At 40.4% G+C, this 25,099-nt stretch carries 22 protein-coding genes and 1 pseudogene; 14 read left to right on the forward strand and 9 right to left on the reverse strand.

Features of this window, described 5'->3' with window-relative positions:
* Positions 1-17: 17 nt before the first annotated feature.
* Positions 18-2,624, reverse strand: coding sequence for a TonB-dependent receptor plug domain-containing protein (locus EGC86_RS01980; RefSeq protein WP_123776462.1), 2,607 nt, complete (start codon positions 2,622-2,624; stop codon positions 18-20).
* Between the two features lie 459 nt (positions 2,625-3,083).
* Here EGC86_RS01980 and EGC86_RS01985 point away from each other — a divergent pair, with 459 nt between their 5' ends.
* The gene (locus tag EGC86_RS01985; RefSeq protein ID WP_123776463.1) at positions 3,084-4,682 is read left to right on the forward strand and encodes an AMP-binding protein; all 1,599 of its coding nucleotides are present in this window, start codon (positions 3,084-3,086) and stop codon (positions 4,680-4,682) included.
* 232 nt (positions 4,683-4,914) lie between these two features.
* Here EGC86_RS01985 and EGC86_RS01990 read toward each other — a convergent pair whose 3' ends face one another.
* Complete coding sequence (locus EGC86_RS01990) at positions 4,915-6,735, reverse strand: ABC transporter transmembrane domain-containing protein (RefSeq protein WP_011638541.1); 1,821 nt, start codon at positions 6,733-6,735, stop codon at positions 4,915-4,917.
* A gap of 161 nt (positions 6,736-6,896) precedes the next feature.
* Between EGC86_RS01990 and EGC86_RS01995 the strand changes: the two genes are divergently transcribed.
* On the forward strand, positions 6,897-7,379 hold the full coding sequence (locus EGC86_RS01995; protein WP_165872321.1) for a pilus assembly FimT family protein: 483 nt from the start codon (positions 6,897-6,899) through the stop codon (positions 7,377-7,379).
* Positions 7,380-7,407: 28 nt separating this feature from the next.
* Here the strand turns inward: EGC86_RS01995 and EGC86_RS02000 are convergent, their stop codons facing one another.
* Positions 7,408-7,818: a hypothetical protein gene (locus tag EGC86_RS02000; RefSeq protein ID WP_123776465.1), complete on the reverse strand. Its 411-nt coding sequence runs from the start codon at positions 7,816-7,818 to the stop codon at positions 7,408-7,410.
* 331 nt (positions 7,819-8,149) lie between these two features.
* Between EGC86_RS02000 and EGC86_RS02005 the strand changes: the two genes are divergently transcribed.
* Positions 8,150-9,328 carry a methyltransferase gene (locus EGC86_RS02005; RefSeq protein ID WP_011638544.1) on the forward strand — a complete coding sequence of 393 codons (1,179 nt, stop codon included), beginning with the start codon at positions 8,150-8,152 and terminating at the stop codon, positions 9,326-9,328.
* 966 nt (positions 9,329-10,294) lie between these two features.
* On the opposite strand, the gene EGC86_RS02010 is transcribed toward EGC86_RS02005, so the two are convergent.
* Entirely contained in the window at positions 10,295-11,062 is a 768-nt protein-coding gene (locus EGC86_RS02010; RefSeq protein WP_123776466.1) for a FadR/GntR family transcriptional regulator, read from the reverse strand.
* Positions 11,063-11,550: 488 nt separating this feature from the next.
* On the opposite strand from EGC86_RS02010, the pseudogene EGC86_RS02015 reads away from it, so the two are divergent.
* Both EGC86_RS02015 and EGC86_RS02020 read left to right on the forward strand, forming a co-directional pair.
* Positions 11,551-11,805: pseudogene (locus EGC86_RS02015) on the forward strand (carbohydrate kinase family protein); the annotation flags it as partial.
* A gap of 187 nt (positions 11,806-11,992) precedes the next feature.
* Positions 11,993-12,766, forward strand: coding sequence for a class I SAM-dependent methyltransferase (locus tag EGC86_RS02020; RefSeq protein WP_123776467.1), 774 nt, complete (start codon positions 11,993-11,995; stop codon positions 12,764-12,766).
* Positions 12,767-12,796: 30 nt separating this feature from the next.
* On the opposite strand, the gene EGC86_RS02025 is transcribed toward EGC86_RS02020, so the two are convergent.
* A complete protein-coding gene (locus EGC86_RS02025; protein ID WP_123776468.1) occupies positions 12,797-13,675 on the reverse strand; it encodes a sterol desaturase family protein in 879 nt (292 codons plus the stop codon).
* Positions 13,676-13,910: 235 nt separating this feature from the next.
* The gene (locus EGC86_RS02030; protein WP_123776469.1) at positions 13,911-14,978 is read right to left on the reverse strand and encodes a DUF2804 domain-containing protein; all 1,068 of its coding nucleotides are present in this window, start codon (positions 14,976-14,978) and stop codon (positions 13,911-13,913) included.
* A 229-nt stretch (positions 14,979-15,207) separates the two neighbouring features.
* Between EGC86_RS02030 and EGC86_RS02035 the strand changes: the two genes are divergently transcribed.
* The 5 genes from EGC86_RS02035 (at position 15,208) to trmH (ending at position 19,792) form a co-directional block, all read left to right on the forward strand.
* Entirely contained in the window at positions 15,208-15,774 is a 567-nt protein-coding gene (locus tag EGC86_RS02035; RefSeq protein WP_011638554.1) for a YajG family lipoprotein, read from the forward strand.
* Positions 15,775-15,833: 59 nt separating this feature from the next.
* Positions 15,834-16,418: a peptidylprolyl isomerase gene (locus tag EGC86_RS02040; RefSeq protein WP_123776470.1), complete on the forward strand. Its 585-nt coding sequence runs from the start codon at positions 15,834-15,836 to the stop codon at positions 16,416-16,418.
* 360 nt (positions 16,419-16,778) lie between these two features.
* Complete coding sequence (locus tag EGC86_RS02045; RefSeq protein ID WP_165872343.1) at positions 16,779-17,111, forward strand: hypothetical protein; 333 nt, start codon at positions 16,779-16,781, stop codon at positions 17,109-17,111.
* A gap of 128 nt (positions 17,112-17,239) precedes the next feature.
* Complete coding sequence (locus EGC86_RS02050) at positions 17,240-18,667, forward strand: AmpG family muropeptide MFS transporter (RefSeq protein ID WP_123776472.1); 1,428 nt, start codon at positions 17,240-17,242, stop codon at positions 18,665-18,667.
* A 423-nt stretch (positions 18,668-19,090) separates the two neighbouring features.
* Positions 19,091-19,792 (forward strand): tRNA (guanosine(18)-2'-O)-methyltransferase TrmH, encoded by a 702-nt coding sequence (gene trmH / locus EGC86_RS02055; protein WP_123776473.1) that lies wholly within the window; start codon positions 19,091-19,093, stop codon positions 19,790-19,792.
* A 197-nt stretch (positions 19,793-19,989) separates the two neighbouring features.
* On the opposite strand, the gene EGC86_RS02060 is transcribed toward trmH, so the two are convergent.
* Positions 19,990-20,793 carry a polysaccharide deacetylase family protein gene (locus tag EGC86_RS02060; protein ID WP_123776474.1) on the reverse strand — a complete coding sequence of 268 codons (804 nt, stop codon included), beginning with the start codon at positions 20,791-20,793 and terminating at the stop codon, positions 19,990-19,992.
* A gap of 325 nt (positions 20,794-21,118) precedes the next feature.
* Between EGC86_RS02060 and EGC86_RS02065 the strand changes: the two genes are divergently transcribed.
* Positions 21,119-21,745, forward strand: coding sequence for a protein-disulfide isomerase (locus EGC86_RS02065; protein ID WP_123776475.1), 627 nt, complete (start codon positions 21,119-21,121; stop codon positions 21,743-21,745).
* Between the two features lie 116 nt (positions 21,746-21,861).
* Here the strand turns inward: EGC86_RS02065 and EGC86_RS02070 are convergent, their stop codons facing one another.
* Positions 21,862-22,506: a LysE family translocator gene (locus EGC86_RS02070; RefSeq protein WP_123776476.1), complete on the reverse strand. Its 645-nt coding sequence runs from the start codon at positions 22,504-22,506 to the stop codon at positions 21,862-21,864.
* Positions 22,507-22,844: 338 nt separating this feature from the next.
* Between EGC86_RS02070 and EGC86_RS02075 the strand changes: the two genes are divergently transcribed.
* The 3 genes from EGC86_RS02075 to EGC86_RS02085 all read left to right on the forward strand — a co-directional run bounded on the left by EGC86_RS02075 (position 22,845) and on the right by EGC86_RS02085 (position 24,489).
* Entirely contained in the window at positions 22,845-23,420 is a 576-nt protein-coding gene (locus EGC86_RS02075; RefSeq protein WP_245423085.1) for a hypothetical protein, read from the forward strand.
* A complete protein-coding gene (locus EGC86_RS02080) occupies positions 23,417-24,010 on the forward strand; it encodes a hypothetical protein (protein WP_123776477.1) in 594 nt (197 codons plus the stop codon). The genes EGC86_RS02075 and EGC86_RS02080 overlap by 4 nt, the downstream gene beginning before the upstream one ends.
* A 146-nt stretch (positions 24,011-24,156) precedes the next feature.
* Positions 24,157-24,489 carry a hypothetical protein gene (locus tag EGC86_RS02085; protein WP_123776478.1) on the forward strand — a complete coding sequence of 111 codons (333 nt, stop codon included), beginning with the start codon at positions 24,157-24,159 and terminating at the stop codon, positions 24,487-24,489.
* A 254-nt stretch (positions 24,490-24,743) separates the two neighbouring features.
* On the opposite strand, the gene EGC86_RS02090 is transcribed toward EGC86_RS02085, so the two are convergent.
* Positions 24,744-24,992: a DUF3297 family protein gene (locus EGC86_RS02090; protein ID WP_011638562.1), complete on the reverse strand. Its 249-nt coding sequence runs from the start codon at positions 24,990-24,992 to the stop codon at positions 24,744-24,746.
* Positions 24,993-25,099 lie beyond the last annotated feature (107 nt).

The following is a 25,099-nucleotide window of genomic DNA, read 5'->3' on the forward strand; positions in this document are numbered from 1 at the left end:
TTGAATGTCGCTAACGCTTAGAAGCGGTAATTAACACGGCCGTAGTAGAAACCACCGTTGTAATCAAATGGACCACTCTCGTAGTACACTGCACCTAATTCACCCAAAGTGCCATCTTTTAGCTTCTGCGCTTCTTGATCGAAGATATTGTTTGCGCCCACTGATACCGTTAGGTTATCAAGTACCGCATAGCTCACTTCAAGATCGATAGTCACTGCAGCGTCTGCCACTTCAGAACCCCAATCAGAGGTATCATCAGCGTGTGTAGCGTAATATTCACCATACATATTACCACGAACTGACATGCTTAAATCATCCCAGCTTTGGCCCCAAGTAAGGGTTGCACGGTGTGCAGGAATACCATCTTCTAAACGACGAACTTTACCTGCATCTGTTGTTTCAGGGTCATATTTATCAACACTGGTATCAGTCCAACCATAAGCTAAACTGAACTTAGCATCACCTGATAGCATTTCTGTAGTATAAGACGCTACAACATCAACACCTTGAGTCGTTGTATCAAAGTCATTAGTGTAGAAGGTTACCGCAGAGATCAACTCAGGGAATTCAACACCAGCAGCACGTAATGCATCATAGTCACTTGCTTCAACCGAGATTTGACTAGATTGTGCAATACGACCAGTAACTTCAATGTTGTAGTAATCAACAGTTAAGAACAAGTTATCATATTGGTAGACGAAACCTGCTGCAAAGCTAACAGACTCTTCAGGATTAAGAACTTCACCACCATAGAAAGCCGCTAATGGGTTTGTTGGTGGAGCAATGAAGGTTTGAATCAAGTCACCGTTAACAATCGATGTTTGAGTGTTAACTACGTTTTCTTGACCAACAGTTGGCGCACGGAAACCAGTACTGTGTGATGCACGGAATGATAATTCATCGGTTGCAACATACTGCGCGGTTAACTTGTAGTTTAGTGTGTCACCAAAAGTAGAGAAATCTTCATAACGAAGTGCAATACCTAATAAGAAATCTTCGGTTAAATACGCTTCAACGTCAGTATAAATACCAATGTTATTACGGTCGTTTTTACCGGCTGATTCAGGGCCAAAGCCTTTAAAGCCGTGTGAGCCAATATTGAATCCCTGATCGGCATAAGGGCCTGCAGTCCAAGAGGCGTCATCACCTTGACCAATTTCGAATGATTCTTCACGCCATTCAAAACCAGTAGCAAAACTAATATCTTCTAAGCTACCAATAGTAACGAAACGGCTAAAGTCGATATTAACAGTTGTTTCTACTTGCTCGTAAGAACCGGTATCAAAGTCAGTTGGCGTGTCTAAACCCAATGATGGGTTAAGAGAATTTTTTAAACCAAAGCTGGCTTTGTTGCTACCAGTACCCGCACTGGCATCATACATCCACTCGCCTAGCTCACCTTTAACACCAGCGAAGAAAGACATATCTTCAATTTTACCGGTAAATTGTGGTGTATACCCGCCTGGACGAATTTGGTTCATTGAGAAACAGTTAGGATCTGCAACCATTGCTTGATAAGCGTCAGTACCTAGCACGTTTCCATCTTGATCTGGAATACCATCACCATCGGTATCTATCTTAGGAATAGGAACATCCATGTTGTTACATGTTGCGACACCATCAGTGGCCAAACCAACATCACCAACTAATAAACTTTCACCACCATCTACTGAATAAACGTTACCGCGGTTATGTGGATTACGATAATAGAAACCGCCTGTTGCTTCACGTGATGACACGTTACCAAATGCATACAAGTGAGTGTTATCATTGATATCAAAACCAGAGTTTACGAATACAGTAAAATCATCATTGATCTCTGGATTACCCCAAGTTTGCGCAGGATTAAGAATTGAGGTATTACCCGCATCAGCAATGGCTGCTGCATCTGGACGCTGGACACTACGGCTAGTCGCATCTGCGGTTTTATATTGTGCACTGATATTAACAAAGCCATCATCAGTCAAAGGTAAACCAATGTTACCGTCAATTGTTGTTGCTGCGCCGTCACCTTCGTAGTATTCACCTTGGCTGACAGTGATAGAGCCACCTTCAGAGGCATCTTTTAATACAAAGTTCATCACACCAGCAATCGCATCCGAACCATACTGAGCTGCTGCACCGTCACGTAATACTTCAACTTGCTTTAATGCCACACCAGGAATAACCGAAATATCTGGCCCTTGTGCACCATCGTTAATGCCACCACCTTGGAAAGCAATAACTGACGCACGATGACGGCGTTTGCCGTTAACCAAAATAAGTGTACTGTCAGATGGTAAACCACGTAAGTTAACCGGACGAACTAACGTTGCTGCATCACTAATCGGTTGTGCACGAGAGTTAAAAGAAGGCACTGATGTCACTAACATGTCGATCATGTCGGTCGAACCGTTTTTCTTTAGGTCATCACTGCTAATGATATCAATTGGAACCGGTGAATCACCAATTGAACGAGGTGCTGCACGTGAACCGACTACTGCGATTTTTTCAACGTTTTCTTTCTTTGCGACTTCTTCATCGGCTGCGAATGCTTGAGCACTTACAACAGATCCGGCAAGTGCAAATGAAATGGCTAAGCTCAAAGAGCTAATACCAAATTTAGATTTTTTTGATTGCATCATTATTATGTTCTCAACTGCTTATTATTGTTGTTTGTCGACGATATTTTTCACAAAATGAATGAAAAACATGTCTCTCCCTATCGAAACACTCCCTATCTCGACTACATTTTTATAACAATTGAAAAACAATTGCTAACACTTTTTGGGATAAATAAGTAAGCGCTAAATAGCAATTAACAAAAAAATACTCTAAGTAATTGATTTTTGGTGACATAGATCACATATATAATTATTTTTGAGAAGTAAACTTTTTTAACGAAATCAACACAAAACACAAGTGTAACTATTTGTTTACACTCTAAATCGTGTTTTGATGACGATCTATTAAATGAGTAATCTAATGTTGATTCAATTTCAGTGAATCTTTGCCAATTGATATTGACCCGTGTAAGTTAGTAAAAATAATCTAAACGGACGTTTGATTTATAATAATAACCAAAAATATCTAAGGTGGTATGCATGGCTTATGATGCAGATTCAGTACTTGATTTACACCAATACACATCCATAGTTGATTTGATCGAAAAAGCCTGTGACAAGTATGCTGATAATGTTGCATATGCATGTCTTGGGAAAAGCACTACCTTTCGCGAAATAGAACAAGGCTCGCGCGATTTTGCCAGTTATTTGCAACATAGCACTTCATTGCAACCAGGCGACAGAGTAGCGATACAATTGCCTAATATTACTCAGTTTGTGATTGCGGCTTATGGGGTAATTCGAGCAGGTATGGTGCTAGTCAATACCAATCCGATGTACACGGAACGTGAACTTATTCATCAATTTAACGACTCAGGTGCAAAAGCCTTAGTCGTATTGTCGGATTTACTACCTACATTAACTAACGTGATCGACAAAACAACAGTAGAGTTGGTGATTTCGACCCACGCAATGGATCTTATCCAACCGCAACCTCAGCCTGAAACCCCTTTTAAAAAAGTGGCATTTACCTCTGTGCTCACTGAAGGTGCTAAGCATCCTTATCTGGCAATAAAACCTAACCATGATGATTTAATTGCTCTGCAATACACTGGCGGCACAACCGGTTTATCGAAAGGCGCTATGCTCAATCATGGCAACCTTTTGGCTAATTCTGGTCAAGTAAAATCACGAATTGCTAGCACCATGACCGAAGGGCATGATGTGTTTGTCGCGCCATTACCGATTTACCATATCTATGCATTTATGGTTAATTTGGTGCTGTATTTTGAATCAGGTAGCTGTTCAGTATTAATTCCCAATCCTCGTGATATTGCAGGGCTAATCAATACCATGAAAGCCTATCCATTTACTGGGTTTGCGGGTTTAAACACTCTATTTGTTGGCTTATGTCATCAGCCAGAATTTAAAGCCTTAGATTTCAGTAAAATGAAAATAACCATTTCGGGTGGTACTGCATTAACGAGTGCAGCAGCTAACTTATGGCAACAAACCACCCAATGTATGATTTCAGAAGGCTATGGTTTGTCTGAAACATCTCCTGTTGTCAGCCTTAATGCACCAGGGCATCAACGCCTCGGTACTATTGGCAAACCTGTATTGGGCACTGAAGTTCATGTACTCGATATGGATGATAATGAAGTGGCTATCGGTCAAGCTGGCGAACTCGCAGTGCGCGGTCCGCAAGTTATGCAAGGGTATTGGAATAAACCACAAGAAACCGCTAACGTCATGACAAAAGACGGATTCTTTAAAACTGGCGATATTGGCATTGCCAGCGAAGATGGTTATCACACCATTGTTGATCGTAAAAAAGACATGATTATTGTTTCTGGTTTTAACGTCTATCCTAATGAAGTTGAAGACGTACTTTCAACTAATGAGTTAGTTTTAGAGTGTGCTGTCGTCGGGGTTGAAGATGAACGTTCTGGCGAAGCAGTAAAAGCCGTGATTGTATTAAAACAGCCGCCAGCGGATATCGAGGCGGTCAAACAGGCGATCAATGATTACTGCCGCAGCCAACTGACTGCTTATAAAGTTCCACGCATTATTGAGTTTACTGAACAGTTACCGAAAAGTGCTGTCGGGAAAATTTTGCGTCGAGAACTACGTAAATAAAAGCTAGGTAAATAAGAGCTAGGTAAGTACTACGCAAGCAAGAGATGAGCCAAGCAGGTAAATCTTAATGTGCTTAAACGCTATGTAAGTTACCTCAACCCTGAGCAATAACTGATTATCAAACTGCGATTAATGTCATTTGAAAAAAGTTAATTGATTCGAAAATAAAAAAGATGCTTCGGCATCTTTTTTTATTTCTCAACGACACACTCACTGCACAAAGCAGTAACCATTATGACGGCTCGTTATCCATCAATAACTGTAAACTGGCAAATTCGCGATATAGCTCATTGCTGGCCATTAATTCGTTGTGAGTACCACTGGCTATTAGTTGTCCTTTATCTATCACGAAAATCCGGTCTGCATTGATAACGGTAGCTAAACGATGAGCAATAATCACTGTTGTACGTTTGGCCATTAATGAATCCAGAGCCTGTTTTACTTTGATTTCGCTTATCGCATCTAACGCACTCGTCGCTTCATCAAGCAGTAATATTGGTCTGTCGGCAAGAATCGCTCTTGCGATAGCAATACGTTGCTTTTGCCCACCAGACAAACGCACGCCACGTTCACCTAAATAAGTCGAATAACCATCAGTAAATTCTCGAATAAACTCATCCGCTTTAGCCGCAATGCAAGCCTGTTTCACCTCTTCATCGCTGGCGTCTAAGCGGCCATAGCGCACATTATCGAGTACGTTCATGGCAAAAATCACCGACTCTTGCGGCACAAGTGCATACTGTTGGCGTAAATCTGCCAATGCCAAAGTAGAAATATCAATACCATCTAATAATATCCGTCCTTGTTTAGGCTGGTAAAAACGCATCATCAATTCAAATAAGGTGCTTTTGCCTGCTCCACTAGGCCCCACTAAAGCGACTCTTTCACCAGGAGTAATCGACATCGACAACTGGCGGATCACGTCTTGCTCAAGATCTGACGGATAAGCAAAGCATACGTTATCAAAACTAAGTAAACCTTTAACAGGTAGCACGACTTGGTTGGGGGTCACTTGCTCGGGTATATCAATCGGTGTTTTGACTAACTCAATTAAACGCTCTGCTGCACCAGAAGCTCGTTGAATTTCGCTAAACACTTCACTGATAGTGGCTACAGCACCTGCAACCATTACGGCATAAAACATAAACGCAGACAGCTCGCCACCGGTGATACTGCCAGACATCACATCTTGCGCCCCAATCCATGTAACAAAAGCAATTGCAGCAATGCTTAAAAACATCACCGTTGAAATAAGCAGCGCACGATACATAATACGGCCTTTAGCCACATCCATAACCGCCTCGACTCTGTCAGCAAATAGCTGGCGGTCTTTAGACTCATGGGTATACGCTTGAACAGTATGAATTTCATGCAATGTTTCATCAATATAAGCGCCAAGATCGCCTACCCTATCTTGACTTTTACGCGACAAGGTTCTGACTTTTCGGCCAAAAAAGATCACCGGGCCTAATACCAAAGGAACGGCTAGCAGCACTAATGCTGTCAACTTAACACTGGTAAATGCCATCATAACAATGCCACCAATCACGGTCACACTTGAACGCAACGCCATAGATAAGCTTGAGCCGACAACGCTTTGTAACAAAGTACTGTCTGCCGTAAAACGTGAAATAACCTCACCGGTACGCTGAGTCGCAAAAAAAGCTGGCGATAATGACAATAAATGATTGTAAACCTGTAACCGAATATCAGCACTAACCCGCTCACCAAGCCAAGTCATCAGATAAAAACGACAGAAAACCGCAGTTCCACTGATTGCTGTAATAGCAATAATAAACAACATGATCTCATTCAATCGCCCTGCATTATCGGCAATAAATCCTTCATCGACCATTAACCGTACCCCTTGCCCAAGCGATAGCCATGCAAGCGATCCAATAAATAGAAATACAATCGCCGCCACTACCTTCGTACGATAAGGAGACAGAAATTGTAAAATCCAAGGTAGAACAGAATGTTTTAAAGGAGGTTTAGCAGAAGATATAGACTCTGTTGAAGTCGTCGTTGGATTCGTCACAGTATTAACCAGCATATATAACTAAGATGTCCTGATAGTACCAACAAAACACCACATTGTAGATGCCTTAACAATAAGACGTCGACACAGCAGGTTTACGACCGCCGAACAAATGATGCTAGTATCAAATAAAAAATAAGATGAAAAACAGCATGAGTAATAAAATGAAAAATAGCATGACAAATAATATAAGACCATCGCACGGCTTTACATTAATAGAGTTGGTTGTTGTGATTATTATTTTGGCCTTATTGGCCGTTGTCGCGAGCAGTAAATTCATTAGCTTACGCAAAGATGCAATTGTATCTACCATGGGAGGGATGGAAACAGCAATGCAATCAGCTGCGACCTTAACCTATTCAAAAGCCGCTATTGCTGGAGTAAAAAGACTTGCTACTACGACGCTTAATATTGATGGGGTCAATGTTAACTTAGCTTATGGCTATCCCGACGGAACAGCCGCAGGTATTGCAATGCTAATGAATATTCCCGAAGGTGATTGGCAACAACGCAAAAGTACTTTGCCTATAACTGCATGGGTATATTGGCATGGAGTCATTAAAGAGGATGCGGGCGTTGCTGCATGTTATTTACGTTACAGGCAAGTAACATCAGCCACCGCACGCCCTGTTATAGATGTTCAAACAAGCGGATGTTAAGCACCAATAGGTTTAAAAAAACATAACATTAAGACTCAGGGTAACGTTTTTCAATCGCTTTCAGCGATCGTAAAAACAACCCTATACCCCCCACACAAAGTACCAAGATAACGATTAAATCAAATGCACTCATGTAAGAAAATCGAAAATTAATCGAGCTTATCACGCCAAAAATCAGTGCCACTAACGAGCCAAATGTCAGTAACCACCCAAGTATGTTTCTGCCATTATAAAACATCAATCCAACACCAAACATAAAGGATATCATCACCATTCCACTGGTAAGCCCAAAGCCGCCCAGCTGATATAAATGGCTGCTAAAGCCAAATGAGCTTGTCACTTTAATGGCATTTAATAGCATATAAAAGCCACCGCACATCATCACTAGCCCAATAAAGAACTGACCCATTCCACCTGACGTTCCACCAGCACCTTTCATCAATATCCCTTGAAAACCATTATTTTAAGTCAATATATTGATGTTACTGAAGCGTGCAATTAATAGCAATCATCTCTGCAGCACAGCCATTGTCGTGACGTTAGGTTTTAGTTTCAAAGTTAAAAAATCAATATCACCTTGTTCTGTATCCTAAATTCAACATGTCGCTTAACACGAGTTAAACAAGGAAGCTTTGATAATCAGTTAACTAGAGGCACTCCACAAAATTATCCCTATCAACTTGTTTAAGCCTAAGCCTCGCGCTAGTAAGTGTTATCTGAGATAATATCGGGCTATTTTATCGATATTCTTTTTATTAGGTAACACCGTCATGACAACCCAATTTGCTTGTTCAGGTATAGAGCTTGAGCTTTTTCGTTATCCAAGCCAACAAGCATCAAACTTACAAGCATGGGATGCCGCTGATGAACACCTAGTAAAGTACTTAATCGACACCGAAATAACAGCAACCACTACCGCCATTCTAAATGACAACTTTGGGGCTCTCACATGTGCATTAACCATGCAATATCCACACAGTGAATTGCTTGTCGAAACGGATGCTAAAACCAGCTTGTTAGGTTATCAGCAAAATTTATTACACAACAAACTCGCATCAACCAACATACATTGGCTAAATAGCCGCGAAACGCTGCCACAAAATATTCAATTAGTGCTGATGAAGTTGCCGAAAAACCTACACTATTTTGGCCAGCAACTTGCGCGTTTATCAACGGTGCTTCCAGCAGGAACCCAAATTCTGATTGGTGCTAAAGCCAAGTCAATCAATCCAGCATTATTGGCCAGTATTGAAAAAAATCTAGGTCCCGCATCCGCCAGTTTAGCGTGGAAAAAAACACGGGTAATTAGCTGTATTAGCGATGGTAAAAAACGCTCATTAGCGAAAGCGGTGAGTTGGAATGTCGATGAGCTCAAACTCACTATCAGTAACCTTGCTAATGTATTTGCGGCCAATAAGCTCGATATTGGCGCAAGGATTATGCTCGACAACATGCCCAAAGGTGAATTCAAGCACATTATAGACTTAGGCTGTGGTAACGGTATTTTAGGATTGCACGCAAAGCAATGTTATCCCAATGCGCAAATCCACTTTGTGGATGATTCTGATATGGCTATCGCCTCGGCAAAGCATAATTGGCAAGCGAACGAGTTAGACACTCCATCTCAAGATCTTCAATCCCAAGATCCTCAAACTGAACAAATGCCACAAGCTTTTTTCCATTGGGACGATTGCCTGAGTAATTTACCCGCGGATGTTGAACCAGATTTAGTGATATGTAACCCTCCGTTTCATCAAGGTGAAGCCATTACTGACCATATCGCTTGGCAAATGTTTGTTGATGCGCATAAGCGCCTAAAAAAAGGCGGTTTATTACATATCGTTGGTAATCGACATTTAGCCTACCACGTTAAAATAAATCGCATTTTTAAAAACTGCACCACGGTTGCCTCTAATGGTAAGTTTGTCATTTTACAAGCAATAAAATAATGTCCTGAATGAGGTACTAAGTTCATGTTCCCCTACATGACCCTGCATATAAAACCAAACCAATATTGATAGTAACGAGCGAGGGCCGGCACAATTTATGTGCAGCCTTTCACTCGTATGTAATTCAACTCACTACACCTTGTTTATTTCGTACACTCACATTAACGAGCATAAATAACCATTGAACATTCATTAGTGTGAACGGCGATACAAATCTCTTTTTGTTGTAACTAAAAGCAAATCGATTTGTGATGTTCATATCCCTTGAATAAATAACTATATGTCCGATTGTGTTGATCACTCGTTCGCAATAACGAGGCATCAATAGCCGCAATGATAAGTGAACAGAATGATTAATAAGCACTGAGCTTATGACCAATACCTTCCCTCGCTTAATAACTCACTATCGGTATTACCAAGTCGGTATAATTGGTTAGCGCACAAATAAACTAAATCCTATAATGACATTACCAAAATGAGCATGGGTAGTGGTAACAACACAATTCAATCATATTTATCTAGATAGAACAGCCGCTACACTAACTAATGAGGATAAACTCCTGTAATAATATTGAAGCTAATTATGATATTTCTTATATTTTTAAAGTCCAATTTAACAGCTTATTTTCTGAGTAAGTTGAACATAAAGAACATCAACTGACTAACCAAGTTGCTTAATTGGTCGCTATTTATGTGGAATATTACAACTTCAATAGCGCAAAAAAATCATATAACAAATAGCTAAAGTGGCCGCTGAAAATGCGACACATCATTGCATTGGGGGTAGGATTATTGATGGCGTTAACTAAATTGCTTGTTATCTCAAGCTGGCAGTTGAAATCATGAAGTCATCTTTACCGATATTATGGTCAACATCCCTCATAATATCTCTCATAAAAAACGCGCTAACACTTAAGCGTGAGCGCGTTAATTTTATCGCAATGAGCTAATCCGCTTTAAAAGCAATTAACCTTTTGTTTTTAATAAACTCTCAATTGAATACAAGTCGCGATTAGCACTATTTTTCCGACGAACTTCTTCTAATGCCTGCTGTTCTAATTTATCAAACAACACATTGATTAAGCGATTAAAATGCTTATGCATTGCTAAACGAGCCTCGGCGGCATCGTGCAGTGATAATGCCTGATAAATTGCGGTATGTTCTGCTAAGGTTTTATTATTGTCTGTGTTACAAACAATATTATAATCTTCAATGATTTCATTACTTGATGAACGCAGTGCCCACATGTTTTCAAACAAATTTATCAACGCGCCGTTACGAGTAGAATATGCGATGATCTGATGAAACAGCTCGTCTGCTTCTTCGACATTTTGCATATCTTTCATCATTACTAATGTTTCATGGAGTTTTTCAAGCTCTTCTGCAGTAATGGTTTTTGCTGCTAAAGCAGCTATTTCACCTTCAACTAAAGCACGTGCTTGGGTTAATTCAAATGCGTTAACATTATTAACCGCTACCGGTTTTTGCTGATGATCAACCACGTACACGCCAGAACCCGTTTTCACTTCCACTTTTTCACGCACTTCTAGTGCAATAATAGCTTCACGAATAGTTGGCCTGCTTACTTCAAACTTTTCAGCAAGCTCACGCTCTGGGGGTAAACGACTGCCTACCGGATACTCGCCACTGGCGATAGCGGCTTCAATCGTATCGACTATTCGCCAAAATAAACGACGGTTTTCATATACCTTCCTTCGAAAAGTAAAACCAATTTACTGGTTAATGCTGACATATTATCGGTTAATACCTTAGCAGCAAACAACTAAATTACATGTTATGTTAATCTCAATATAGAAAGAATAGCACATTGTCATACCTTTAAACATATTGGTAATAGACTAAAAATGCAAAACCCTAACAATTGGTAAAACAATTTATTGACATAATCTTAATGATTGGTTAGTTTCTATTCAAGCGCAAATAATCATTTAACAGAATAATTTAAATTTTGTGTGTTCGTAAAGAAAAGGAAATCAACTAATCTGGGGGAGGTTAACGTGAAATTTACCAAGACAAGCAATACTTTGAGATTAACAGGATTAAAGTCGCAATCAAGATCAGTAATTTACGACGCGGCACTAATATCTCTATTCACCAATCATGAACCTGCAATAGTGACAAACGAGTCAATACAAAAACAGCACGTCACAGTCTCTTAAATGCTAGGTAATTGGACTAGGTTACGCTTACTGGTGAAAACGGCATTAATTATCTGATTAATGGCCAGCAACAGCATTTATCAATCACACCAGTAACGAATGTTGTCGACACCACATCAGCGGGTGACTCATTTAACGGGGTGTATTTAGGCGCACGCTTAACTGGCGCAGATATCAGCACAGCGATAAAATTAGCCTCTCAAGCAGCAGGATTTGTGATCCAACATAAAGGTGCCATTGCACCTAAAATTGAGTTCCATCAATTTATTGAACGTCAAAAATTAATCATGCAATAACAGCTTAAGAGTCATCTTTTGTCGCTTTTAAAAAGGCTTGATAACACTGAGTTATCAAGCCTTTTTATTTGCTAAGAAAAAGTAATATATCGCCTGTTGAGCCATTCGTGTTTTAGCTTCAAAACAAGTAATATTACTGAATCATTTCGATAATTTACCCTATTAAAGCAATAAGAAGACATTGAACATGGACTATTTAGCCATCAATAAACACGCATGGAACGAGCGAACCCAAATCCACCTCGACTCAACATTTTATGACTTAGAGGCATTTATCCAAGGTAAGTCATCATTAAACCCCATTGAACTTGAACAAGTCGGCTATGTGCACCACAAAAGCCTGTTGCACCTACAATGTCACTTTGGACAAGACAGCTTATCGTGGGCAAGGCTTGGCGCCAATGTCACTGGCGTAGATTTATCAAGCGAATCGATTGCAACTGCAAAAAAGCTGGCTGCTCAATTACACTTACCAGCAACATTCATCAACAATGACATCTATCAATTTGGTGATCACAATACAGAGCAATATGACATCGTACTCACCTCTTATGGGGTGTTAGCTTGGTTACCCGATTTAACTCGCTGGGCGCAAACCATTGCAGGAGCATTACGTCCAGGCGGTGAATTTCATTTGGTTGAGTTCCACCCTTTTAATGATGTGCTGTGTGGTTATGGCTACTTTCCACAGACACAACCGGATATCGAAGATGAAGTCACCTACACCGAAAACCACAACGACCAAATTGAAACGGTGGTCACTTGGCCGCACCCGATAAGTGAAGTCATTAGCGCACTTATTAGTGCAGGACTCAGTATCGAAGCGTTTAACGAACACCCTTACAGTCCCTACAACTGCGTTGAAGGTTTGGAGTTTGTGGTAGGCAAAGGTTACCAGCTAAAACATCAAGACCACCTCATCCCACTTATTTACTCTATTAAAGCAAGTAAAGTGGGATAAGTACTAGCCTGAAGCTTGTTTACAGCGGGCTCAAATATCGGTTTTAGTGGATGACTGTTGATGTGTTGAAGGCGGTGCAAATAATATCCGTAAACGTTGTTTTAGAGATAATTGCGCTTGGGTAACATCACCCCACATGTCGCGCCATTCACTAAACGTTACCACTAACGGATTAAAACTGTTTACCGGTTTGGTAATACCGTACACCACAGTTTCATTTTCAGGCTCAAACGTACCAAACATTTTGTCCCATATAATCAGCACACCGGCATAATTTTTGTCGATATATTGTGGGTTACGTCCATGATGCACACGATGATGGGACGGTGTATTGAAAATCAATTCTAACGGTCCTAACGATTTAATCGCTTGGGTGTGAACAAAGAACTGCAATCCAAGGTTGAGCAACACCGCAAACACCACCCAGTTAGGATCAAAGCCAATCACCACCAGCGGTAACCAAAACAACCACATGCCTGCCAACGGGTACATTAAGCTTTGTCTAAAGGCGGTGCTGAAGTTCATGTTTTCTGAGCTGTGATGCACCACATGCGCAGCCCACATCCAGCGAATACGATGGCTAGCACGATGGAACCAGTAATAACAAAAGTCTTGAGCAATGAGCAATAAACCAAAAGTGAATAATGTCATTTCAATATCAAATAAGCGCCAACCGAAAAAGTGTAAATATATCTTCGCAATCAATAAGCCAGCGATGATGTCCGCCACTTGATGCATGCCTGCTAATACAAAATTACACAATACTTCGGCAGGGCGATATTGAGCATTACTCGGTAATCGCTGGGCGCGAACACCAAACCACCATTCCAGTAAAATGCAGCCGAAAAAAATCGGGGCTAACACCAGTAATAACCACTCTGGGTGAGCTATCAGTAAATCCATGTCCATATGTTATCCATTTCTATTTATTATTATTGAGTCAATGTTTGTACTAGTGGTTCACTATTTCTGGTTCCTAATCAAAGTGCTCTTTTGGCGAAACCCATTTGAGTAAACCGCTTTTAATAGGTCATTTTAATAATCTGTCGTTAATAATCAGTTGTTAATAATTCGTTTTTAGTAATTCTTTTTTAATAGACCATAGGCTGAAAATTACTCACCTATAAGGCACGGTTGGTATTCATCACCATTTGGCAAAATGATCTTCAGTTAAGCCTAACTGATTGGTTAATTTATATTGATTACCATTGTTGTCGCAAATCACACCGCTAAAATAGCCAATATATTGTCTAAAATTATTTTTTAACCAAATTAAATTAAGCTTTTCGCTACGTTGATTCAATGGTCTAAAATGCAAATCAACATTGCCATCATTAGTGGTGATATGCCACACATCTTGTTGTGAGTGCCGTTTAAAATCAAACTGTGCGCCGCCTAATAGATGACGTTCGCCATTTATCCACATCACATTTTCTGTCTGACCGGTTTCATTAACGCCTGCAGCTAAATTCAGCCCAATAACTCCATCGTCAGTTTGGGCATTAATTGAAGCCCAACGCCAACTGGTTTCTCGGCGCATAAATCCGGCAGAAAAGTCATAACCCGCCAACGCATATTGTAAAGGTTGCGGTTCATGATGAATGGTTAATTGCCCTGTTACGGCTAAGCCATTGTGCTTTTGTGTATAGGTCCAACCGTTATAACCCGTTGGAGTACACAAACTGATGGGTAAACTCAACGGTGCAGGCAGAATACGTAGATTGGCTTGTATGTCTGCAAGGTTAATCTCGACTTGCCATTGTCCGTCGACAATATCGATAACAATACCTTTGTGTTTACGGCCAATGTCGGCGCGACCACGCTTAGGAGAGTCACTTAGTTGGCAGCCAAATCCGAATGGTGTTAGCCATTGCGTTTGGGTCAACTTGTTGGTTTTAATGTCATAAAGGTAGCAAAAACCATTGGCGACATAACGAATATCGGCTATCGCCAGGGCGATAATATAATGAGGAGTGATGATGCTAACGAATTGGAACTGCTTAAAATCAAAATGCTTAGCCATTGCCGACGCAGGTTTGTCCATTACCGTCGAATAAGCAAACTGATTAACATTGAGTGAATCAACAATCCCATCAAAAATACCAAATACTGGCTGGCCATTGGCATTAATCAATTTGTCAGGAGCCAACTGCGGCTGTTTATGTTGCATTACATTACCTACATCATGTTGTTTATCAAACTTAAGTTGCATAACACTAACCTGAATTGATCAGCCATTAATGTCAACAACCAAGTAATATTGTTGCCGTTAATCGGAGCTAAAATGGCGTTAAAAACACATATTGATGAGTGACAACACCTGCACACAGAGTGATGCATATCACTCTCGTTATCTTTATAGCAACATAACCTTAGCGATACTGGAAACCCAGACAAATTCTGGTATCATTTATCTACCTTTTGCTGGTTATTGTTGTCTCATGAAGTTATTGATCCCTATTTTACTGTCTACATTATTGTTATCGGCTTGCGCAAGTTATGAGCCGACTCATGTTGGTCTTAATCCCACACTGGGTCCGATTCAGTTACAAACTGAAGTCGATTTCCCTGTACTGGTCGACACAATCGATACTCGCGAAGCAAGCTTTGTGGTGCGTTTTAATGAAGAAGGCAAATCACCAAGATTAGTCAGCGCCAGTGAGCCTATCCGCCAACAGTTAGATACACTGTTCCGTAATGGTATGAACAAAGCGGGTTATGTTATTGACCCTGCCGCACGCAATTCAGTGCAGTTTCAGCTAAATTACTTGTTAGCTGACGTCACGGACACCACGTTCAGTTACGAATCAAAAACACGTCTAGTTATCAATGTACTGGCTAAAAACTCACAACAAGAGTTCACCAAATCCTATAACGCTAACGGCTATTTAAAAGGCCCGTTAAGCCCAGATTTTGCCACTCTTGAATTAGATATCACCAAACTCGTTGATAAGCTCACCACTGAAATTCTTAACGATGAAGAGTTACACCAATTTATTCAACGTTAATCTCCCCGCTTTATCAGGTATTGGCATCGAGAGATGCCAATAAAAAAGGACGTCACATTATGATGAAATGGTTATCCACTTGCCTACTGTTATTGACCAGTTTAAGTTCCAGCGCTGCGGTCGACATTCAAAAAGACACTTTATATCCACAAGTAGAGTTTGACACCTCTATGGGGAAAATAGTGGTTGAGTTAGATCGCACTCGTGCACCACTTACCGTAGATAATTTTTTAACCTATGTGGTTAAAGGCGAATATGACAATACTATTTTTCATCGTGTGATTGCCGAATTTGTGGTTCAAGGTGGTGGGTTAACCACTAAATTAGAAGAACGCCCTTCGCTAGAGCCTGTTGTAAATGAGTCCGGTAATGGTTTATCAAACTCCCTTGGCACAATTGCCATGGCTCGAGATAACGATCCCCATTCAGCAACACGTCAGTTTTACTTCAACCTAGGTGACAATAAAAAATTAGACCCTTCTAAACGTCGTTGGGGCTATACCGTTTTTGGTGAAGTGACTCAGGGGATGGATGTATTAGAAGCCATTTCACTGGTACCAACTGAACATAACACCACCCTAAACTGGCCCGATTTTCCGGTTAATACTGTCATGTTGAAAAAAGCGACTCTACTGCCTCGCTAATCTCCCGCTAATCGCCTATACCTACCGATGGTCATGTTAATGCATGCCATCGGCATTTATGTTGTCTCCAGCAATGTAATATTGGCCAATCTTATCTCGGTCAGTCTTATCTCAGTCAATTTTAGCTCGATTAATAAGTCCAAACTCACTCAATATGATGACGTCTTACATTGTTATCCTATACATATTTACTAGCTGCAAAATCAACTAAGTAGCACTATCGATTGACTAAATCGACACTTTTTTACGTTTTTGACTATCGACAGCCAAATTAACGTCTATACTCTATTTGACTCATTCACCTAGTTAGCTGCGCAATTGTTCGCAACCGCATTTCGAATACTCAAGGACGCAATTATGATGACGGCTAATGATTTTATTGAAACCAAAGCTCCACAACTAGCCTATTTCGGTAAAGCTTTTTTAAACAATCAATTAGATTACCAAGAAATACAGCTCTATATGTGGGATGTGCTGGAAGAGTGGCAATTTATATCAAATAATCCCATCCAATTAGCCGAACAACCTAGCGATACCGAGAAAGTGTTTTGGCACTTATTGTATTGCTTCGATCATTGGTCTGGTTGGGCAATTAAAGGCAATCAATACTTACGCCAGCAAGTTCATGAATGTTGCGACTACATTAATATTGGCGGCAATGTGCCACAAAGTTGTATTGGTATCAGACCTTAAGGCGATTATCTTAAATCTGCTCTGAATGCTAATTAAACCTCAAACTGACTGAATAATCTTTTAGAATGGCTTGAACCTAAACCCCTTGCAACATAAGCTAGAGCCATTCTCCTTTATCCAGTTGTCTTATGTCGGTTTTCTTGTCTCGTACCCGTGAAGCGTTATCGGTTTACTACCACAAACGAGTATTTATTTTACTCTTGCTGGGGTTTTCTGCCGGCTTACCATTAATGCTAGTCTTTTCGACCTTAAGTTTTTGGTTACGTGAAGCAGGCATCGACAGAGCGGCGATTGGTTATTTTAGCTGGATAGCACTAACGTATGCATTTAAATGGGCGTGGTCACCATTAGTCGATCGTATGTCATTGCCCTTTTTTACCCGCTTTTTAGGACGACGACGCGGATGGATGCTGTTCGCACAACTGTGCTTAGTCGGCGCCATACTCGGTATGTCTGTTAGCGATCCAGTGGTTAATCTTGAACGTTTGGCCTTATGCGCCCTACTTTTGGCATTTGCCTCCGCCACCCAAGACATTGTTATCGATGCTTTTCGGATTGAATCCGCCCCAGAAAAAATGCAAGCAGCGCTTGCTGCTGCGTACCAAGTCGGTTATCGCAGTGCGATGATCATCGCCACAGCAGGCGCATTAACCATTGCAGCTTGGGTGTCTCCTGGCGATGATGCTTACAACTTAGAAGCTTGGCAGACCGCCTACTTTGCCATGGCGATGTTAATGGGTGTTGGTATTATTACCACGCTATGCAGTAAAGAACCGCAAGTCGATACCAAACAGGCTGACGATAAAGAACGCCTATTAAGAGCCGAGTTTGCTGCCAAATACCCTGCTAAAGTCGCAGGGGCATTAGCCTGGTTATACAGCGCAAGTGTATTGCCTTTTATTGACTTTTTTAAGCGTTATGGCAAAAGCGCTATTCTCATTTTGTTGTTAATCTCGTGCTATCGCATTTCCGACATTGTCATGGGTATTATGGCAAATGTGTTTTATGTTGATATCGGGTTTAGCAAAGAAGAAATCGCTTTTATCAGTAAAGTCTATGGTTTGATCATGACCTTAGTCGGCGCCGCTTTTGGTGGTGTGTTGCTGATGCGGTATGGCACCATGAAGATTCTATTCTTGGGTGCCTTGTTAGTCGCGGTCACTAACCTGCTGTTTGCTTGGCAAGCGTATATTGGCTACAACGTGCCATTTTTAACCTTAGCCATATCGGTAGATAATTTTAGTGCTGGTATCGCAACCGCAGCGTTTATCGCTTATTTGTCCAGCTTAACCAGTAGTGGATATAGCGCGACACAATATGCGTTATTATCGTCGATTATGTTGTTGTTCCCTAAGTTTATCGCAGGATTTTCGGGCTTGTATGTTGATGCTTTTGGTTACATCAATTTCTTTATTGCAGCGAGTTTGATTGGCTTTCCGGTGTTGCTATTAGTGGTGTTGGTGAATCGATCGCAAAACCAAGTGATGATTGCCAATGCGGCATCAACAGAGGGATCTATCGATGTGTCGACAGATGTTGGTAAACCACCACTGTAAGCGATTAATATCCGAACGGCATTGGGTTTAAGTGCAAAAGGGTTGGCCTACCGCAGCACTTTACGTTCACGTTTCAATGGCTATAAAAGTAGTAATATTGACAATATCAAATACACATGCCCTCTTAAAAGAGGGCTGAAGTAAATCCGTAGCCTAGCTATAATTTATAGCCATAATTTATAGCTATAAACCATGCGGTAAATCAAAGCGGTAAACGGCTGCGAAATTAACCTTCAAAGGTTAGTAGCCTATATATTTATCTTGTCGCGATCGATGACGTTTTAGCGTTAGCATTTTAACGCTATAATGCCACTCGAAATAATCACCTGCTATCAATATTAATCGCTTCCCGGCGCATTTAGCGCCCTTTCTGTTGAAAGCTAATGTTTAAATATGTTGAATAAAATTAAGTAGAAATACCTCATGAGTCCAGAACGTTTTGCCCGAATAAATCAAATGCTTGATAACCGCCAAGTCGACTTAACGGTTTGCCTTGATAAAGTGCATATGACCAATAATATTGCTGCGGTTCTTCGCTCTGCTGACTGTGTGGGCATACATCAAATTCATGCCGTGTGGCCCGATGATGATATGCGGGTATCGGGTAATACCGCTTCTGGCAGCCAGCAATGGGTTAATACCGTTAAACATTACACGTTTAAAGAAGCTCACCAAGCTTTTAAAAAACAGAAAATGCAGGTATTAACCACTACATTTTCTGACTCTGCTGTCGATTTTCGTGAGATTGATTATACTCAACCCACTGCCATCGTAATGGGTAATGAACGCGACGGCGTCAGCGCAGAAGCCATTGCCGCAGCAGACCAACATATCATTATTCCCATGCGTGGCATGGTGCAATCGCTTAACGTGTCGGTTGCGGCAGCACTAGTGATGTATGAAGCTCAGCGCCAGCGCGAAGTGGCTAATATGTACGGCAAACGAAGACTTGATAACAGCTACTGCCAGACGATGTTGTTTGAACAAGGTCATCCGGTTTATGCCAAAGCGTGTCGCCGCAAACAGATCCCCTACCCAGCCATTGATGATCAAGGCCAAATTGTTGCCGACAAAGAGTGGTGGGATAGAATGCGCGCGCCTGATCCACAAGCGTTAGTGGGTTGATGCATCACCTTAGTAAATCTACTAATAATTGAGGCTATTACTTGGCCTCAATTATTCTGCTCCATGACTTGATAAGGATATTGATCAACTTGATAGATTATTAACCCATTTAAAATGGAGCGACGGGTTAGCGTGAATAACTTAATTTATCGTAGAGCCAAGTAAACTCAACACCTTGCAGCCGATTAATTGGACACTTACAGCTTACTGTCGGCATATTTCATCAAGTTGATATATGAATCAACATAATAAGCATCCCGGTTACTGGCTAAGAACGTTAATAGCTCAGAGTGCGCTTCAGATGACACCGATAAATAATCTCCTCCAACCCCATGAAATATTATGTTTACCAGTAAAGTGTCTGCAGGAATATTACGAATATAATTGATAAGCTCCTTGCCACTTTGGCCTTCGGGATACAATATCAGTGAAAATCGAGAATCTTTCCCTTGTCCTTTCACCGCAATAAATAACGTATTGAGCTGACTCAGGTATTGTTGACGACTCAACACATCAGCGCCAATCACCATATCACCACAAGGCACCGTATAAGTCCGTTCCGATTGGCCATCAATCGCTTTTAAAAAAGTATTGGCGACTTCAAGTTCTTCAATCATCTGCGCCACGCTGTAATGATCAAGATCATTATGCGCATTTACCCAATCTCTATTCGGTAGTGAGGCTCGGCAAGGATGGTAAACACTGTGATTACCAAGTTCATGGCCATGGTTTGCAGCCGCTCGCCATTCATCTAGCCTTGCATTCATTACCGGTGAATTTGGAACAATATAAAAAGACGCCTTAAAATTATGTTTATCCAGCGCAGGAATCACATTATCTAACTGGCTATTAAGCGCATCATCATAAGACAGACTAACGGCTAACTTGCTCCCGCCTGGCCAGGTGAAAGTATCAGCTTGTGTGTTAACAGTGCTTGGCATTTCGGCATAACTTGATGGTGAAACCAGTAATGCAGCAATCAAAGTGAAGTATTTAATCATAGTAATTTATTGTCCCTAAAGTCACTTGAACTAATTCCTTGTCATTAATTCACATGCGCTTAATCCACATCTGCACGGTTAAATTTTATGTACTCAAAAGCTCAATCGCTTGTTGAACTTGAGCGATATCATACATATTAGTCATTAGTGTTTATCCTATAGGCAATTGCTGTTATACGGTAGCCGTTCTTTACACAGTATTGAAAGCTATCGTTTATTTAACGCATCAGGCAACTACGACTCAATCAACACAGATTCAATGATTGTATAATGCTGACAAACTATTTAGGATCAGCACATCTGATCGCAAACAAGAATTAACGTAATGACCACTGAGCTTTATTTTATCTACGACTCACATTGCCCTTGGAGCTATGCCACCACACCGTTGGTGAATGCATTGCAGCAAGCCTACCCAGAAATGAATGTACACTTACTGCATAGCGCGCATTACATCGGCAAAGACAGTGCAGGCGAAGAGCAAATGCAAGCCGCCGCTAGAATAAGTGGACTAAAATTTGGTCGCGACCATATTCGTTACGCAAATAGCCCTAAAAGCTCAATCAAAACCGCAAACTTTATGGCCTGGTTAGAGATCAAACAAGCTGACAAGCAATTAGAGGTGCTCAATGCATTACAAAGGGCGCACTTTATTGAAGGCAACCCGCTTAGCAATAAGCACGACTTCACTGACATCGTCGAAAAATTTAAGCTGTCGCCATCAAATAAAGTGTTTAAAGATGAGCTTAGTATGGACGCAGAATACGTACTGGAAGGCATAGAAGAAATCCAACAAATCATCGGAACCACCGGCTTTCCCGTATTGGTGATGACAGTTAATGATAACGCCATTTTTATCGACCACTCACAATATCTGAGCAGCCCTCATGCTGTAGTCGCTGCGGTTGAAAAAGAAGTAGCAGCGATTAAACTCGCTAAAAGTGAAGCATAGCGATAAGTCGCCACTGGCCAGTCATCTCATCAATGCCTATCCACCAGCAGTAAGATCAAAAAACCACGGCTAATGACCGTGGTTTTTTATTTACTAACGCCTTTTAACCGTAAAGGTTAAGCAATACTTTGAACTTGCGATGCCAGTAACCAAATCGCTAATGCAAAAAATATCACGCCCATAAACTTGTTTTGATAAGTACGAAACTTTTCATTATTTAGTAAAGGTTTCCCCAAACTGCCCACTAATGCTACCAACAGCAAATTGAACGTCAATCCCATTACATTCAGCAGCAAACCTAGCGCCAGCATCTGTTCACCTGAACTAGCATTTAGCTGAGTAGAAACAAATTGGGGTAAAAATAGGACAAAAAAGATCAACGCTTTTGGGTTCAGTAAATTACTCATTACCGCACGGCGATAGAGTAATTTAGCTAAATTATTTTGTTGTGCAATCTCAGGAGCGTCGCTCGCACCACTGCGCATACAATCCCAACCCATTTTAAGTAAATAGGCACCGCCTAATACTCGCAATACCTCTAATGCCATGGGATTCATCGCCACTAATGCAGACACGCCCATTGCAGCAAGTAAGGTTAAAATAAGTCCCGAGGTGGCATTACCAAAGCTGGCATACACCCCCACTTTGCGGCCATAACTCAAGCTGGAACTGGCGATCAACAGCATGTCAGGTCCAGGAATTAATAATAACGCAACCACAGTGGTTAAATATAAAGGAAGCAAAGCCAGATCAATCATCATAAAAAACAAGCAACTACTAAAACAGAAAATAAGGCGCGGATTCTACAGCTATTCAACATGAATGAAAGTCATGTTGGGCTTCAGGTTGTGTTTAAGCAGAATGACGATTGGCAGAGTTTGTTTACAGATGAAGTGATGAAATAAGAGGTGAACAAACTTTACCCTCAAACTAGCTATTCTGGTTACTACAGACTAGTTATTTATAATAACAAAATATCAATAAACTATTATATTTCATATATATATAGTTAATAATTATTCAGTTAAGTAAATATCAGTTATAGTATGAGAAATGGTAAGGCAATGATTCAAATAGAATAAATTAAAAGGAATTAAATATGACATCTGGCGATTTGGCGATTACCGCTCAAGAACGAACAAATGTGCTTAATGGCAACTTAGAAGCTTTCTGGAGAAGTCGACTAAGCAAAAAAGATCCTGTAGCTCGGATTGGATATGCTCTATGGGTAACCGATACCACAAAATTAAAACATGTTATTCAAAGCGGCGATACTCATTTTTGGAATAACAAAGGGTTTGCTTACTGGGAGTTTATGGCTCGTTCGACTGTAGTTAATTTGGCAACCGGACTTGAACGTGGCGGCTTTCGGGGTACATTTTCACAAATGAGAGCGAAAATTAAAGACGTCGGTATCGAAGTGGCAAATCAACATATATCCTTCGTTACACATGACTATGACAATGGCAATATTGGCGAAATAAAAGGTTTGCTCAGCCTTAAGCAAATGGCTGACTACCATCACATCGCATTTAAATTGTTCAATATCCCTAACCATTTTTATGGTGGTACTTGGCTTAATAATGTTCCTGATGAAGCGGAATTTACATTGTATGGTGAACTTTACTGCCATGACTGTGATTCTGCTGTTGGATATAAAGGAGCTAACCAATGAATCAATTAATCATATTCACTCCACTATTATTAATCGCGGCATGCAGCCCGAGTACCAGTACAATAAAATGGGATAAATACTGTTTACCGAAGGCATATTTAACGCCAGCGTCACTATCTACCGCACCAAGTAACGATTCAAACTTTGATAAAAATACAGGTTATGGACCTTCAATTTTTTTTGAAGGTAAAGAGCTACACAAACATATTTCTTCTTTTAAAGTAACATCACCTAGCCATTCAACAGGTAATATCTATCACCATATTCAAGTTAATCTTTCTAACAATAAAATTATTAAACATGTTTTGAATATTGAAGATTTAAGACATTCTGATATGGAAAACATCAAATTTGAAGATCAAAGCCCATATCATTGGGTGGCATATGATAAGGCTGGAAGCGATTACTTATATTGGGGGGATTGTATGTTAGATGGTCACGGCGAAACAGATCCGAGTTATCGATGTACACATCAATTCAACATCGGAGACACTGTTGGAACTTATACTATTAAAGATGAAAATATACTTTTACATCAAAAAATTGATGAATTCATACTCAATAAACTTAATACATGGCAATGCAAGTAAACTCATACCAGATTGGGACTAATAATATGTGCTCACTTAAGCACAAGAATTAACATAAATCGTTGAACTTGAACTACCTAATACTTCTGAATTCCGTTGTAGTATCAATTTTAATACAAGACCAGACTAAATAGGATCATAAATAAATGGAATTAACAGAAATAATAGGAAGTTATATATTAATTTTTTTTTTAAGTATTGTCTTTTCTTCATCTAAAGATAATGAGGTAGCATACATCTTAGGACCGGCATTATGCTACATACTCCCTTTTTTTACAGGTGATTTTTGGTCTCAGTTACTCGTGAGTATAATAGTTGCATTCCTAACATCTATATCGATAGGACAAGCAAAACTAGCAGGCGATGTAACAGGTACTGGAGCAGTCATGCTTATCTGTATAATAAGTCATTTTGTTTTATTCGTTATCAGTATCGCCGCATATTTCATTTTGACATTTTCAGGCTTCGTGATCGATTAATAACAAGTCTACAAGGTCGATTGTAGCATTGCTAAGAATTAGTCTAATCAATTTTTATATATTGTTTTCAATATTATTATGGATTTTTTAACTGCAATAAAACATCACATGCGCTGCCATGAGCGAAACTTAATGAGTAATACTTGATAAGTAAATTTAGCGTTAATTGTTTATCTAAACTCTCACAAAAGCAAAAGGCCAGCCCATTGGGCTAGCCTTTCGTTTTTTGACGCTAAGAGTCAGCTTACTCAGTTCTACTTGTAGAACGCTTCAACCTTGCCTTTTACTGTCATCGTAAGCGGTTGGCCACGACGATCTAATGCTTTATGCGAGGCGACTTTTACCCAACCTTCACTGATGCAATATTCTTCAACATCTGCACGCTCTTTGCCATTAAACAAAATGCCAATCTCGTGTTCGAAAATTGCAGCCACATGATGTGGGCTACGTGGATTAACGCTAAGGCGATCAGGTAAAGCGGGTTTAGCAGTAGTGTCGTTCATTGTCGTGTGCTGTAGTTAATAAAACGTGCGCTATTGTAGGCAATACCAGCCTGATGCTCAATAGCGGCTGTCATAAATGTGAGCAGCATTATTTTCGAACTACTCAG

The organism is Shewanella frigidimarina, from assembly GCF_003797125.1.
GTDB classification, from domain to species: Bacteria; Pseudomonadota; Gammaproteobacteria; order Enterobacterales; family Shewanellaceae; genus Shewanella; species Shewanella frigidimarina.

Bases quoted from the DNA above. Each gene is read 5' to 3' on its own strand.
- EGC86_RS02035 (WP_011638554.1), top strand. From the start codon at position 15,208: ATGAAGTTATTGATCCCTATTTTACTGTCTACATTATTGTTATCGGCT.
- EGC86_RS01990 (WP_011638541.1), bottom strand. From the start codon at position 6,735: ATGCTGGTTAATACTGTGACGAATCCAACGACGACTTCAACAGAGTCT.
- EGC86_RS02075 (WP_245423085.1), top strand. From the start codon at position 22,845: ATGACATCTGGCGATTTGGCGATTACCGCTCAAGAACGAACAAATGTG.
- EGC86_RS02070 (WP_123776476.1), bottom strand. From the start codon at position 22,506: ATGATGATTGATCTGGCTTTGCTTCCTTTATATTTAACCACTGTGGTT.
- EGC86_RS02080 (WP_123776477.1), top strand. From the start codon at position 23,417: ATGAATCAATTAATCATATTCACTCCACTATTATTAATCGCGGCATGC.
- EGC86_RS02045 (WP_165872343.1), top strand. From the start codon at position 16,779: ATGACGGCTAATGATTTTATTGAAACCAAAGCTCCACAACTAGCCTAT.
- EGC86_RS02030 (WP_123776469.1), bottom strand. From the start codon at position 14,978: ATGCAACTTAAGTTTGATAAACAACATGATGTAGGTAATGTAATGCAA.
- EGC86_RS02060 (WP_123776474.1), bottom strand. From the start codon at position 20,793: ATGATTAAATACTTCACTTTGATTGCTGCATTACTGGTTTCACCATCA.
- EGC86_RS02065 (WP_123776475.1), top strand. From the start codon at position 21,119: ATGACCACTGAGCTTTATTTTATCTACGACTCACATTGCCCTTGGAGC.
- EGC86_RS01980 (WP_123776462.1), bottom strand. From the start codon at position 2,624: ATGATGCAATCAAAAAAATCTAAATTTGGTATTAGCTCTTTGAGCTTA.
- EGC86_RS02020 (WP_123776467.1), top strand. From the start codon at position 11,993: ATGGACTATTTAGCCATCAATAAACACGCATGGAACGAGCGAACCCAA.
- EGC86_RS02050 (WP_123776472.1), top strand. From the start codon at position 17,240: ATGTCGGTTTTCTTGTCTCGTACCCGTGAAGCGTTATCGGTTTACTAC.
- trmH (WP_123776473.1), top strand. From the start codon at position 19,091: ATGAGTCCAGAACGTTTTGCCCGAATAAATCAAATGCTTGATAACCGC.
- EGC86_RS01995 (WP_165872321.1), top strand. From the start codon at position 6,897: ATGACAAATAATATAAGACCATCGCACGGCTTTACATTAATAGAGTTG.
- EGC86_RS02085 (WP_123776478.1), top strand. From the start codon at position 24,157: ATGGAATTAACAGAAATAATAGGAAGTTATATATTAATTTTTTTTTTA.
- EGC86_RS01985 (WP_123776463.1), top strand. From the start codon at position 3,084: ATGGCTTATGATGCAGATTCAGTACTTGATTTACACCAATACACATCC.
- EGC86_RS02025 (WP_123776468.1), bottom strand. From the start codon at position 13,675: ATGGACATGGATTTACTGATAGCTCACCCAGAGTGGTTATTACTGGTG.
- EGC86_RS02040 (WP_123776470.1), top strand. From the start codon at position 15,834: ATGATGAAATGGTTATCCACTTGCCTACTGTTATTGACCAGTTTAAGT.
- EGC86_RS02005 (WP_011638544.1), top strand. From the start codon at position 8,150: ATGACAACCCAATTTGCTTGTTCAGGTATAGAGCTTGAGCTTTTTCGT.
- EGC86_RS02090 (WP_011638562.1), bottom strand. From the start codon at position 24,992: ATGAACGACACTACTGCTAAACCCGCTTTACCTGATCGCCTTAGCGTT.
- EGC86_RS02000 (WP_123776465.1), bottom strand. From the start codon at position 7,818: ATGAAAGGTGCTGGTGGAACGTCAGGTGGAATGGGTCAGTTCTTTATT.